The sequence below is a fragment of the Bradyrhizobium sp. HKCCYLRH2060 genome (assembly GCF_051168135.1).
GTDB lineage: Bacteria > Pseudomonadota > Alphaproteobacteria > Rhizobiales > Xanthobacteraceae > Bradyrhizobium.
Genome location: NZ_JBNPUK010000012.1, coordinates 61,986 through 73,620 on the forward strand (window position 1 = coordinate 61,986; position 11,635 = coordinate 73,620).

Annotated in this window: 11 protein-coding genes; all 11 read left to right on the forward strand. The window is 66.1% G+C overall.

What is annotated here, in order from left to right:
• Window positions 1-29: 29 nt before the first annotated feature.
• The 11 genes from phoU (at window position 30) to ACQR10_RS22630 (ending at window position 11,500) form a co-directional block, all read left to right on the forward strand.
• Window positions 30-746, forward strand: coding sequence for a phosphate signaling complex protein PhoU (gene phoU, locus ACQR10_RS22580; protein WP_315713504.1), 717 nt, complete (start codon window positions 30-32; stop codon window positions 744-746).
• Between the two features lie 16 nt (window positions 747-762).
• Window positions 763-1,470: a phosphate regulon transcriptional regulator PhoB gene (phoB, locus tag ACQR10_RS22585; RefSeq protein ID WP_315754964.1), complete on the forward strand. Its 708-nt coding sequence runs from the start codon at window positions 763-765 to the stop codon at window positions 1,468-1,470.
• A gap of 147 nt (window positions 1,471-1,617) precedes the next feature.
• Entirely contained in the window at window positions 1,618-2,934 is a 1,317-nt protein-coding gene (locus tag ACQR10_RS22590; RefSeq protein ID WP_316217769.1) for a trypsin-like serine protease, read from the forward strand.
• A gap of 168 nt (window positions 2,935-3,102) precedes the next feature.
• Window positions 3,103-4,200: a HoxN/HupN/NixA family nickel/cobalt transporter gene (locus tag ACQR10_RS22595; RefSeq protein WP_316217768.1), complete on the forward strand. Its 1,098-nt coding sequence runs from the start codon at window positions 3,103-3,105 to the stop codon at window positions 4,198-4,200.
• 23 nt (window positions 4,201-4,223) lie between these two features.
• Entirely contained in the window at window positions 4,224-5,240 is a 1,017-nt protein-coding gene (locus ACQR10_RS22600; protein WP_315802058.1) for a HupU protein, read from the forward strand.
• Window positions 5,237-6,676, forward strand: a complete 1,440-nt coding sequence (locus ACQR10_RS22605) for a nickel-dependent hydrogenase large subunit (protein WP_316217767.1) — start codon at window positions 5,237-5,239, stop codon at window positions 6,674-6,676. Before ACQR10_RS22600 ends, ACQR10_RS22605 begins: the two co-directional genes overlap by 4 nt.
• 234 nt (window positions 6,677-6,910) lie before the next feature.
• Window positions 6,911-8,014: a hydrogenase small subunit gene (locus tag ACQR10_RS22610; RefSeq protein WP_315802060.1), complete on the forward strand. Its 1,104-nt coding sequence runs from the start codon at window positions 6,911-6,913 to the stop codon at window positions 8,012-8,014.
• A 21-nt stretch (window positions 8,015-8,035) separates the two neighbouring features.
• A complete protein-coding gene (locus tag ACQR10_RS22615) occupies window positions 8,036-9,826 on the forward strand; it encodes a nickel-dependent hydrogenase large subunit (RefSeq protein ID WP_315802061.1) in 1,791 nt (596 codons plus the stop codon).
• Between the two features lie 16 nt (window positions 9,827-9,842).
• On the forward strand, window positions 9,843-10,586 hold the full coding sequence (cybH, locus tag ACQR10_RS22620; RefSeq protein ID WP_315802062.1) for a Ni/Fe-hydrogenase, b-type cytochrome subunit: 744 nt from the start codon (window positions 9,843-9,845) through the stop codon (window positions 10,584-10,586).
• A 13-nt stretch (window positions 10,587-10,599) separates the two neighbouring features.
• The gene (locus ACQR10_RS22625; protein WP_316217766.1) at window positions 10,600-11,187 is read left to right on the forward strand and encodes a HyaD/HybD family hydrogenase maturation endopeptidase; all 588 of its coding nucleotides are present in this window, start codon (window positions 10,600-10,602) and stop codon (window positions 11,185-11,187) included.
• Window positions 11,188-11,209: 22 nt separating this feature from the next.
• Entirely contained in the window at window positions 11,210-11,500 is a 291-nt protein-coding gene (locus ACQR10_RS22630; RefSeq protein WP_315736711.1) for a HypC/HybG/HupF family hydrogenase formation chaperone, read from the forward strand.
• Window positions 11,501-11,635: the final 135 nt, after the last annotated feature.

An 11,635-nucleotide genomic window follows, 5' to 3' on the forward strand; every position in this document is an offset into this window, starting at 1 on the left:
GCCGACGACATTGACTTCAGGAGATCATCATGGCCAGTGAACATACCGCCAAGGCGTTCGACAGCGATCTGCAGGATCTCACCCGGCTGGTGTCGGAAATGGGCGGCCTCGCCGAGCGGCTGATCGTCGATTCCGTCGATGCGCTGGTGCGGCGCGACATCGCACTCGGCCAGAAGGTGGTCGCCACCGACGCCGAGGTCGACAAGCTGCAGCGCATCATCGAGGAGCGCGCCGTTCTTACCATCGCCCGGCGACAGCCGATGGCGGTCGACCTGCGCGAGATCGTCGGTGCGATGCGGGTCGCCACCGATCTGGAGCGCATCGGCGATCTCGCCAAGAACATCGGCAAGCGCGTCGCGGCGCTGGAGAGCGACTTCCATCCGCTCAAGCTGATCCGCGGGCTCGAGCACATGACCGACCTGGTGCAGTCGCAGGTCAAGACGGTGCTGGACGCCTATGCCGCGCACGACCTGCCGGCGGCGATGACGGTGTGGAAGGGCGACGAGGAGGTCGACGCCATCTGCACCTCGCTGTTCCGCGAACTCCTGACCTACATGATGGAGGATCCGCGCAACATCTCGTTCTGCATCCATCTGATGTTCTGCGCCAAGAACATCGAGCGCATCGGCGATCACGCGACCAACATCGCGGAGACCGTCTTCTATATGATCGAAGGCCAGCAGATCATGGACAAGCGCCCGAAGGGCGACATGACGAGCTTCGCATCGACGATCCCCGGCAACTGAGAGAGACGGTTCTGACATGGGCGCCCGAATTCTGGTGGTGGAGGACGAGGAGGCGCTGACGACGCTCCTGCGCTACAACCTCGAGGCCGAAGGCTACGAGGTCGAGACGGTGGCGCGCGGAGACGAGGCCGACACACGGCTGAAGGAGCGCGTTCCCGATCTCGTCGTGCTCGACTGGATGCTGCCGGGCCTGTCCGGCATCGAGCTGTGCCGCCGCCTGCGGGCGCGGTCCGAGACCCGGCAATTGCCGATCATCATGCTCACCGCGCGCGGCGAGGAGAGCGAGCGCGTGCGCGGCCTCGCGACCGGCGCCGACGACTACATCGTCAAGCCGTTCTCGGTGCCGGAGCTGCTGGCGCGCGTGAAGGGCCTGCTGCGGCGGGCGAGCCCGGAGCGGCTGGCGACCGTGCTGTCCTATGGCGACATCGAGCTCGACCGCGAGAAGCGCCGCGTGGCGCGCTCGGGACGGCCGATCGATCTCGGCCCGACCGAATACCGCCTGCTCGAGTTTTTCCTGGAGCATCCCGGCCGCGTGTTCAGCCGTGAGCAGCTGCTCGACAGCGTCTGGGGCCGCGACATCTATATCGACGAGCGCACGGTCGACGTCCATATCGGCCGCCTGCGCAAGCTGCTCAATCCGGGCCGCGAGCAGGACCCGATCCGCACCGTGCGCGGCGCCGGCTATGCGCTCGATGATCGCTTCGCCAAGAGCGAGCAGGTGTAAGGGGCGATCGGGCGTGAGGATGAAGCAGGTGTGAGGCGCGAGGGGGCCCGATTGAGGAGATCGTGGTCCGCTTTCCGCCACGCCGCCGCCGTCTTGATCATGTCAGCTCGGCGGCCCCTGACGATGTTTCGGTCCCAGCGGACGCCCTTGATCAAGATCATCATCATATCTCTAGCCGTCCTGCTCGGCAGCGCGGCGGGCGCCGCGGCCGCCGAGCTCGAAGACGCGGTCGCCGCGGCGGGAAACGGACAACACGCCGCGGCGATGCGCCGCCTGCTGCCGCTGGCCGCCAAGGGCGATGCGCGGGCGCAGTTCGACGTCGGCTTCATGGAGGCCTTCGGCTGGGGCCAACCGCGCAACCCCGCCGAGGCGCTGGCGTGGTATCGCAAGGCCGCCGATCAGGGCCTCGCCGTCGCCCAGCATTATCTCGGCATCGCCTATGTCAACGGCGAAGGTGTCGCGAGCAATTATGGCGAAGCCGGCCGCTGGTTCAGCCGCGCGGCAGCGCAGGGCTTCGCCCAGTCGCAATACATGCTGGGCCTGATGCTGCTCGACGGTCGCGGCGTGAAGCAGGACGTCGTGCAGGGCTACGCCTGGCTGGTGATGGCGGGTCGCAGCGGCGTGCGATCGGCCGGCCGCGACGTGCAGAGGGTCAAGCTGACGGAGCCGCAGCGCGTCCAGGCCCAGAGCGCCATTGCGGCCTGGCGGCCAAAGCCGGAATCGGCGGAGGCCGGCATCGCCACTCCGCGTCCGGAGCAACTGCTCGGGCTCGACCGCCACATCGGCGAGGTCGTCGATCCCACCTCGTGGCCGGCGTCGTCGATCGGCGTCGTCACCGTCGCGCAATACTCGACCGGCGGCTGGTGCACCGGCACGCTGGTCGCGCCGCGCGTCGTGCTCACCGCGGCGCATTGCGTGTTCAACGGCGTCGCGCAGGTCAGCCCCGGCAACGTCCGCTTCCTGGCCGGCATGAACAGGGGCACGCCGGCGGCATCGTCGGTCGCCGACAAGCTGATCGTGGCGCCGGACTTCGTCCCGACCCGGCACGACAGATGGTCGCTCGACCGCTCGCCCGCCGATTGGGCGCTGATCGTGCTGAAGGATGCGCTGCCGTCGAAGCCGGTCGCGGTCAAGGCGCTGACGCGCGAGGAACTGCAGGCTGCGACCAAGGCTGGCGCCATTTCCGAGATCGGCTACGGCCAGGAGCGGCGCTATTCGCCGACCGGCCAGCGCAATTGCAGCGCCGGCATGACCAGCGATGCCCGTCTGCTGACGGTGCATTGCCTCGCCAATTTCGGCTATTCGGGCTCGCCGATCCTGGCCGAGGTCGGCGGCACGCCGGCCGTGGTCGGCATCTTCTCGGCGTTCCACGAGGAGACCCGGCTGATGTTCGCCGCGCCCTCAAGCCAGTTCGAGGCGGTCGTGCGGCGCGAGATTGCGGCGCAGAGTGCCTCGGCGCGGTGAAGGGGGAGGGGACGAGAGAGGTCCCGCCGCTGGTCACGATCTGTGCGCGACTGGATAGCGGGTTGCCAAGCGAGCGGGCGATCCGGCAAGTGCAGCCGATTTTTTCCTGTAGCTTTCGCCTGCAGCGGGGCTTTACCGAACTGGCCTGGCTCTTGCTATAGTTCGAGTATGACGATTGTTCCAATTGATCATCCTCGTGCCCCGCGGCTGCTGTGGTGGCGGTCGCAGCCCGGCAGGACCGTTGCGCTCGTCGCTGGGCTGGTCGCGGCCAATGCGGTGGCCTGGGCCTGGGCATTCGCGCTCTACGCCGACCGGCCCGCCATCGTCGGCACCGCGATGCTGGCCTGGCTGCTCGGACTGCGCCATGCCGTCGATGCGGACCACATCGCGGCGATCGACAATGTGGTGCGGAAGCTCGTGCAGGACGGTCGCGCCCCGCGCGCCGCCGGCCTCTATTTTGCGCTCGGCCATTCCAGCGTCGTCGTCATCGCCACCCTCGTGGTGAGCCTGGTGGCCGGCGCAGATCTGTTGAGTGAGGACAGCGCCATCCGTGCGATCGGCGGCACCATCGGCACCTCGGTCTCCGCAGGCTTCCTGCTGCTGATCGCCTTCGCGAATCTGGTGCTGTTCGTGAACCTCTGGCGCCGCCCATCCCACCCCCATTCCGACATGGATGCCGCCGGTAGCGCCGGGCGGGGCCTGCTCATTCGTCTGCTGCGGCCGGTGCTCCGCGTCGTGTCCCGCGCCTGGCACATGTACCCGCTCGGCTTCCTGTTCGGCCTCGGCTTCGACACCGCCAGCGAAATCGGGCTCCTGAGCCTGTCGGCGACCGAGGCGGCGCGCGGGGCGAGCCTGGCGCATGTGCTGGTATTCCCGGCGCTGTTCGCCGCGGCGATGGCCACCGTCGACACCGCCGACAGCATGCTGATGGCTGGCGCCTATCGCTGGGCGTTCACGGATCCCGCGCGCAAGCGGCGCTACAATCTGGTCATCACCGGCGCCTCGGTCGCGATCGCGCTGGTGATCGGCGGCGTCGAGGCCGTCGCGCTGCTGACGCCCCGGCTCGGCTTCGCCGGCGGATGGGCCGAGGTCGTCACTGCGCTGGGCGATGATCTCGCCAACCTCGGGATCGTCGCCATCGGACTGTTCGGCCTGATCTGGGCGGGTGCCGCGCTGCTTGGCCGCCGTCCGGGCGGTTCCGAGGATGCGCGGGGTGAGGAGCTTGCCAGTGTTCGCGCCGGGGCGCTAAACCCGAGGGCGAAGTAGGATCGAGCGCGCGGGTGCGGATGATGGCCGGCTCGGACGAAATGACCAGAATGCTGTGGCTGCAGGGCGCGAGCTGCGGCGGCTGCACGATGTCGATCCTGGAGAGCGGCGCGTCCGGCTGGTTCGACGAGCTGCGCCAGTCCGGCATCGACCTGATCTGGCACCCCTCTGTCAGCGAAGAGACCGGGGACGAAGTCGTCGAACTGTTGGAAGCGATCCGCGACGGCCGCGAGCGGCTCGATCTGCTGGTGCTCGAAGGCTCGGTCGCACGCGGGCCGCATCTGAGCGGCCGCTTCAACATGCTCGCCGGCACCAACCGCTCGATCTATCACTGGCTGCTCGATCTGGCGCCGCTGGCCGACTACGTCGTCGCCGTCGGCAGCTGCGCGGCCTATGGCGGCATTCCTGCTGCCGGCATCAACCCGACCGACGCGGTCGGATTGCAGTTCGAGGGCAGTGACATCGGCGGCGCGCTCGGCGCGGGATTCCGCTCGAAACGCGGGCTGCCGGTGATCAACGTCGCAGGCTGCGCGCCGCATCCGGGCTGGATGATGGAAAGCCTGCTGGCGCTCACCTCGGGCGATCTGACGGCAGACGGCCTCGACGCAGTCGGCCGTCCGACCTTCATCGCCAATCACCTGGCTCATCACGGCTGCTCGCGCAACGAGTTCTACGAGTTCAAGGCGAGCGCTGAGACGATGTCCGAGCGCGGCTGCCTGATGGAGCATCTCGGCTGCCGGGCGACGCAGGCGGTCGGCGATTGCAATCAGCGCTCCTGGAATGGCGGCGGCTCCTGCACCAAGGGCGGGTACGCCTGCATCGCCTGCACCTCGCCGGGCTTCGAGAGCACGCAGAACTATCTGGAGACGGCGAAGCTCGCGGGCATTCCCGTAGGCCTTCCGACTGACATGCCGAAAGCCTGGTTCGTGGCGCTCGCCGCGCTGTCGAAATCGGCCACGCCGCGCCGCGTACGGGTCAATGCGACGGCGGATCACGTCGTGGTGCCGCCGGGCCGGGCCAGTGACAAGCGCCGTCCATGACGCGGATCACGGTCGGACCGTTCAATCGTGTCGAAGGCGACCTCGAGGTCAGGCTCGATATCGAGAGCGGCCGCGTCACCAGGGCGGAAGTGACGGCGCCGCTCTATCGCGGCTTCGAGCAGATCCTGGAGGGGCGGCCGCCGCTGGACGCGCTGGTGATCGCACCGCGAATCTGCGGCATCTGCTCGGTGTCGCAATCGATCGCCGCCGCCGCCGCGTTGCGCCAGGCCATGGGCATTGCGGCAGCGCCAAACGGCATCCTCGCGGCCAACATTGCCCATGCGGCCGAGAACGCGGCGGACCATCTGACGCATTTCTACATCTTCTTCATGCCGGACTTCGCCCGCGACGCCTACGCCTCGCATGCCTGGCATTCGGCTGCGGCCGAGCGCTTCGCGGCGACGAAGGGCAGCGCGGCTCGCGAAGCGTTGCCTGCGCGCGCGCGACTGCTCGAGATCATGGGCCTGATCGCCGGCAAATGGCCGCACAGTCTCGCCTTCCAGCCGGGTGGAACGACGCGCGCGATCGAGCTCGGCGAGCGCGTGCGGCTCAACGCGATCGCGGCGTCGTTTCGCGGTTTCCTTGAACGCGTCGTGTTTGCCGACAGGCTGGAGAATGTGCTCGCCTTGTCGACATCGGACGAGCTCGACCGTTGGCGCGAGGGCCGCGCCGGCGACTTCGCGCATTTCCTTAGGTTGGCCGATGGGCTCGCGCTCGCCGACCTCGGCAGCGGACCTGGTCTGTTGATGAGCTTCGGCGCGTATCACGATTTCGATGGGGCCCGTTTTCGTGCTGGTGTCCGCACGAGCAGCGGCGAGGTCCAGGCTTTGCCGTCGGACGGCATCACCGAGGACGTCTCGCACGCCTGGATGCACGATACGTCGCTCGATCCGGCCGAGAGCCGCACCGTGCCCGATGCCGACAAAGCCGACGCCTATAGCTGGTGCAAGGCGCCGCGTCTCGCGGGAGAGCCGGTCGAGGTCGGCGCTCTCGCAAGGCAGGCCATCGACGGTCAGCCGTTGATCACCGCGCTGCTCGCGGGCGGTCGCAGCAATGTCCGCAATCGTGTCATCGCCCGGCTGATCGAGACCGCGCGGCTCGCGCTGTCGATCGAGCACTGGATCAAGGCGCTGCGTCTCAACGAGCCGTTCTGCGACAACAGCGCCGGCGCGGCCGACGGCAATTTCGTCGGGCTCGTGGAAGCTGCGCGCGGCAGCCTCGGCCACTGGCTCGCGGTGCGCTCGGGCCGGATCGAGCGCTATCAGATCATCGCGCCGACCAGCTGGAATTTCTCTCCGCGCGACGCGGATGGGATAGCCGGTCCGCTCGAACAGGCGCTGGTCGGCACCGAGGTCGGCGATGCCGGCGCTCGTGCGGTCGGCATCCAGCACGTCGTGCGGTCGTTCGATCCGTGCATGGTCTGCACGGCGCATTGAGCGCGCTGCACACAGGTAGGCAGCAAGCGGAAACAAGCTTGTCGGTGCAAAGCGCGTGATTTCCGATTATCGCGCGCGATCCGCTGTCGAAGCCTTAGCCGCTGCGGCCTCACTGCTTCAAGCATCTGGAATCATTATGATTCAAATCCAGGGATGATGCTGGCCCGCATCTTGCTGTCCTTCTCGCCAGAACGCGATCACACGATCGCCAACGCGATATCAGGGGGAGGACTCATGGGCGCGGCAACGGAAACTTTTTACAGCGTCATCCGGCGTCAGGGCATCACGCGGCGCAGCTTTCACAAATTCTGCAGCCTGACGGCGACGAGCCTCGGGCTCGGGCCGGTCGCGGCGAGCCGCATCGCCAATGCGCTGGAGACCAAGCCGCGCACGCCGGTCATCTGGATGCACGGGCTCGAATGCACCTGCTGCTCGGAGAGCTTCATCCGCTCGGCGCATCCGCTGGTGAAGGATGCCGTGCTGTCGATGATCTCGCTCGACTATGACGACACCATCATGGCGGCGGCCGGCCACCAGGCCGAGGCCATCCTCGAAGAGACGCGCGCGAAGTACAAGGGACAGTACATTCTCGCGGTCGAGGGCAATCCGCCGCTGAACGAAGGTGGCATGTTCTGCATCGACGGCGGCAAGCCGTTCGTCGAGAAGCTGAAGATGATGGCCGAGGACGCGATGGCGATCATCGCCTGGGGCGCTTGCGCCTCCTGGGGCTGCGTGCAGGCGGCGAAGCCGAATCCGACGCAGGCGACGCCGATCGACAAGGTCATCACCAACAAGCCGATCATCAAGGTGCCGGGCTGCCCGCCGATCGCCGAGGTCATGACCGGCGTCGTCACCTTCATCACCACCTTCGGCAAGCTGCCAGAGCTCGACCGCCAGGGCCGGCCGAAGATGTTCTACTCACAGCGCATCCACGACAAGTGCTATCGCCGGCCGCATTTCGACGCCGGCCAGTTCGTCGAGGAGTGGGACGACGAGGCGGCGCGCAAGGGCTACTGCCTCTACAAGATGGGCTGCAAGGGCCCCACCACCTACAACGCCTGCTCGACGGTGCGATGGAATGGCGGCGTATCGTTCCCGATCCAGTCGGGTCATGGCTGCATCGGCTGCTCGGAGGACGGCTTCTGGGACAAGGGCTCGTTCTACGACCGCCTCACCAACATCAAGCAGTTCGGCATCGAGCACAACGCCGACCAGGTCGGCATGGTGGCCGCGGGCACGGTAGGTGCGGCGGTCGCAGCGCATGCGGCGGTCACGGCGGTCAAGCGTCTCGCGACCAAACGCGACGACGCCAAGGAAAACGCCAAGCAAGATCATTGATCGAATTCAGGACAGGCAACGATGGGCATCCAGACTCCCAACGGCTTCAATCTCGACAATTCCGGCAAGCGCATCGTCGTCGATCCGGTCACCCGCATCGAGGGACACATGCGGGTCGAGGTCAACGTCGATTCCGACAACGTGATCCGCAATGCGGTCTCCACCGGCACGATGTGGCGCGGTATCGAGGTGATCCTCAGGAACCGCGATCCGCGCGACGCCTGGGCCTTCACCGAGCGGATCTGCGGCGTCTGCACCGGAACGCACGCGCTCACATCGGTGCGCGCGGTCGAGAACGCACTCGGCATCACCATTCCGGAGAATGCCAACTCCATTCGTAACCTCATGCAGCTTGCGCTGCAGGTGCACGACCACGTCGTGCACTTCTATCATCTGCACGCATTGGACTGGGTCGACGTGGTCTCGGCGCTCTCGGCCGATCCAAAGGCGACGTCGACCTTGGCGCAGTCGATCTCGAGCTGGCCGCTGTCGTCGCCCGGCTATTTCAGGGACCTGCAGACCCGTCTCAAGAAGTTCGTCGAGTCCGGCCAGCTCGGTCCGTTCAAGAACGGCTATTGGGGCAGCAAGGCCTACAAGCTGCCGCCTGAGGCCAATCTGATGGCCGTGGCACACTATCTGGAGGCACTCGATTTCCAGAAGGAGATCGTCAAGATCCACACCATCTTCGGCGGCAAGAATCCACATCCGAACTGGCTGGTGGGCGGCGTGCCGTGTCCGATCAACATCGACGGCACCGGCGCGGTCGGCGCCATCAACATCGAGCGGCTGAATCTCGTCTCGTCGATCATCGATCGCCTGATCGAGTTCAACGAGCTGGTCTATCTTCCCGACGTGGCCGCGATCGGCTCGTTCTACAAGGACTGGCTCTACGGCGGCGGCCTGTCCGGCAAGAGCGTGCTCGCCTATGGCGACGTGCCCGAGCATGCCAACGACTACTCGGCCAAGAGCCTGAAGCTGCCGCGCGGTGCGATCATCAACGGCAATCTGTCGGAGGTGTTTCCGGTCGATCATGCCAATCCGGACGAGATCCAGGAGTTCGTGGTTCACTCCTGGTACAAATATCCCGACGAGACCAAGGGGCTGCATCCCTGGGACGGCATCACCGAGCCGAACTACGTGCTTGGCCCCAACGCGAAGGGCACCAAGACCGACATCAAGGAGCTCGACGAGGGCGGCAAATATTCCTGGATCAAGGCGCCGCGTTGGCGCGGCCACGCCATGGAGGTCGGGCCGCTCGCACGCTGGGTCGTCGGCTATGCGCAGAACAAGGCGGAGTTCAAGGACCCGGTCGACAAGTTCCTGAAGGATCTCGACCTGCCTCTGACCGCGCTGTTCTCGACGCTCGGCCGCACCGCGGCGCGTGCGCTGGAATCGGTCTGGGCCGGACGGCAGATGCGCTACTTCCAGGACAAGCTGATCGCCAACATCAAGGCCGGCGACAGCTCGACGGCGAATGTCGACAAATGGAAGCCGGAGAGCTGGCCGAAGGAGGCCAAGGGCGTCGGCTTCACCGAGGCGCCGCGCGGCGCGCTCGCGCACTGGATCAAGATCAAGGATACCAAGATCGACAATTACCAGTGCGTTGTGCCGACGACCTGGAACGGCTCGCCGAGGGATCCCAAGGGCAACATCGGCGCATTCGAGGCGTCGCTGATGAACACCCCGATGGCCAATCCCGAGCAGCCGCTGGAGATCCTGCGCACGATCCATTCCTTCGATCCGTGCCTGGCCTGCTCGACGCACGTCATGAGTCCGGATGGCCAGGAGCTGGCCAAGGTCAAGGTCAGGTAGCACGGGGAGCAGGGTCATGATGGATGCAGTTGCACGCCCGCCCGAGTCGGGGACGGACATCGCCGCGATCGCAGCCGACGCCGCCGGCGAGCATGCGGTCGGCCGGCCCACGGTCTATGTCTACGAAGCGCCGGTGCGCATCTGCCACTGGGTCAACGCGTTCGCGATCATCGTTCTGATGATCACCGGCTATCTGATCGGATCACCGCTGCCGACGGTGTCGGGGGAGGCGTCGGCGAATTTCGTGATGGGCTACATCCGCTTTGCCCATTTCGCGGCCGGACAGGTGCTGGCGGTGTTCTTCCTCGCCCGCATCTTCTGGGCCTTCGTCGGCAACCACCACTCCCGGCAGATCTTCTACATTCCGGTGCATCGCAAGCAATTCTGGAAGGAGGTGCTGCACGAGATCCGCTGGTACGCCTTCTTGGAACGTGAGCCGAAGATGTATGTCGGCCACAATCCGCTGGCGCAGACGGCGATGTTCACCGGCTTCACGCTGTTCGTGACCTTCATGATCGTCACCGGCTTTGCGCTCTATTCGGAAGGCACCGGGATCGACAGCTGGCAGCACAAGCTGTTCGGCTGGGTATTCGCCATCTGGCCGAACAGCCAGGACGTCCATACCTGGCATCATCTCGGGATGTGGGCGCTGGTCACCTTCGTGATGGTGCACGTCTATGCCGCCATTCGCGAAGACATCATGTCGCGCCAGAGCATCATCTCCTCGATGATCTCGGGCGAGCGGCAGTTCCGCGACTGACAGGAGGGCCGGCATGGTCGATGAGCGCGGGCGCGACCGCATTCTGGTGCTCGGGATCGGCAACATTCTCTGGGCTGACGAAGGCTTCGGTGTGCGGGTGGTGGAGGAATTCTACCGCCGCTTCACCGTGCCCGACAACGTCACGATCCTCGATGGCGGCACGCAAGGACTCTACCTCGTCAACTATGTCGAGGAAGCCGACAGTCTGATCGTGTTCGACGCCATCGACTACGGCCTCGTGCCGGGCGAGCTCAAGCTGGTCCGGGACGACGAGGTGCCGCGCTTCACCGGCGCCAAGAAGATGAGCCTGCACCAGACGGGCTTCCAGGAAGTGCTGAGCGCGGCCGACCTGCTCGGCCGTTATCCGCAACGGCTTGCGCTGATCGGCTGCCAGCCGCTCGACCTCGAGGATTGGGGCGGGCCGCTGACCGCGCCTGTCCTCGCGCAGATCGGGCCGTCGATCGAGCTGGCCTGCGCCCTGCTGGCGGAATGGGGCGCACCCGCCGTGCCGCGGCGTGAACCGCTCGCCGGCGACGAACGCCTGCTTGCGAACGACATCGACCATCACAGCTACGAGCTGCGGGCGCGCCCGGCCGAGTGACCGCGCCGCGAGGAAATCCGCCATGTGTCTTGGCCTGCCGATGACAATCCTCGAGACCGATGGCGTCTCGGCACTGTGCAGCTTCGACGGCGAGGAGCGCCGCGTCTCGGTGCTGTTGCTGTCGAACCCGCCGGTGGGGGCCAAGGTGCTCGTCTATATCGACAACGCCGTTCGCCTGCTCGATGACGAAGAAGCGCGGCTGATCGGTGAGGCGCTGCGCGGCCTGCAGGCGGCCGTGAACGGCGAGAATTGCGATGACTTCTTCGCGGATCTGATCGGGCGCGAGCCGGAGCTGCCGGAGCATTTGCGGTAGCGGCGTGATGCCCTCGGGCAGCGCCGGATTGCTGATAACAGAATTTCCATAGATGAAGTAAGTTTGCAGGCTTTCTCTGGAAAGCACCTTTCCGATTTCTTGCGCAATCCTTAGTTGCAATAAAAACCGAATATG

What these genes read in the sequence shown, in the direction of transcription:
- phoU (WP_315713504.1), top strand. Translation starts at nt 30, where the DNA reads ATGGCCAGTGAACATACCGCCAAGGCGTTCGACAGCGATCTGCAGGAT.
- phoB (WP_315754964.1), top strand. Translation starts at nt 763, where the DNA reads ATGGGCGCCCGAATTCTGGTGGTGGAGGACGAGGAGGCGCTGACGACG.
- ACQR10_RS22595 (WP_316217768.1), top strand. Translation starts at nt 3,103, where the DNA reads ATGACGATTGTTCCAATTGATCATCCTCGTGCCCCGCGGCTGCTGTGG.
- ACQR10_RS22600 (WP_315802058.1), top strand. Translation starts at nt 4,224, where the DNA reads ATGGCCGGCTCGGACGAAATGACCAGAATGCTGTGGCTGCAGGGCGCG.
- ACQR10_RS22605 (WP_316217767.1), top strand. Translation starts at nt 5,237, where the DNA reads ATGACGCGGATCACGGTCGGACCGTTCAATCGTGTCGAAGGCGACCTC.
- ACQR10_RS22610 (WP_315802060.1), top strand. Translation starts at nt 6,911, where the DNA reads ATGGGCGCGGCAACGGAAACTTTTTACAGCGTCATCCGGCGTCAGGGC.
- ACQR10_RS22615 (WP_315802061.1), top strand. Translation starts at nt 8,036, where the DNA reads ATGGGCATCCAGACTCCCAACGGCTTCAATCTCGACAATTCCGGCAAG.
- cybH (WP_315802062.1), top strand. Translation starts at nt 9,843, where the DNA reads ATGATGGATGCAGTTGCACGCCCGCCCGAGTCGGGGACGGACATCGCC.
- ACQR10_RS22625 (WP_316217766.1), top strand. Translation starts at nt 10,600, where the DNA reads ATGGTCGATGAGCGCGGGCGCGACCGCATTCTGGTGCTCGGGATCGGC.
- ACQR10_RS22630 (WP_315736711.1), top strand. Translation starts at nt 11,210, where the DNA reads ATGTGTCTTGGCCTGCCGATGACAATCCTCGAGACCGATGGCGTCTCG.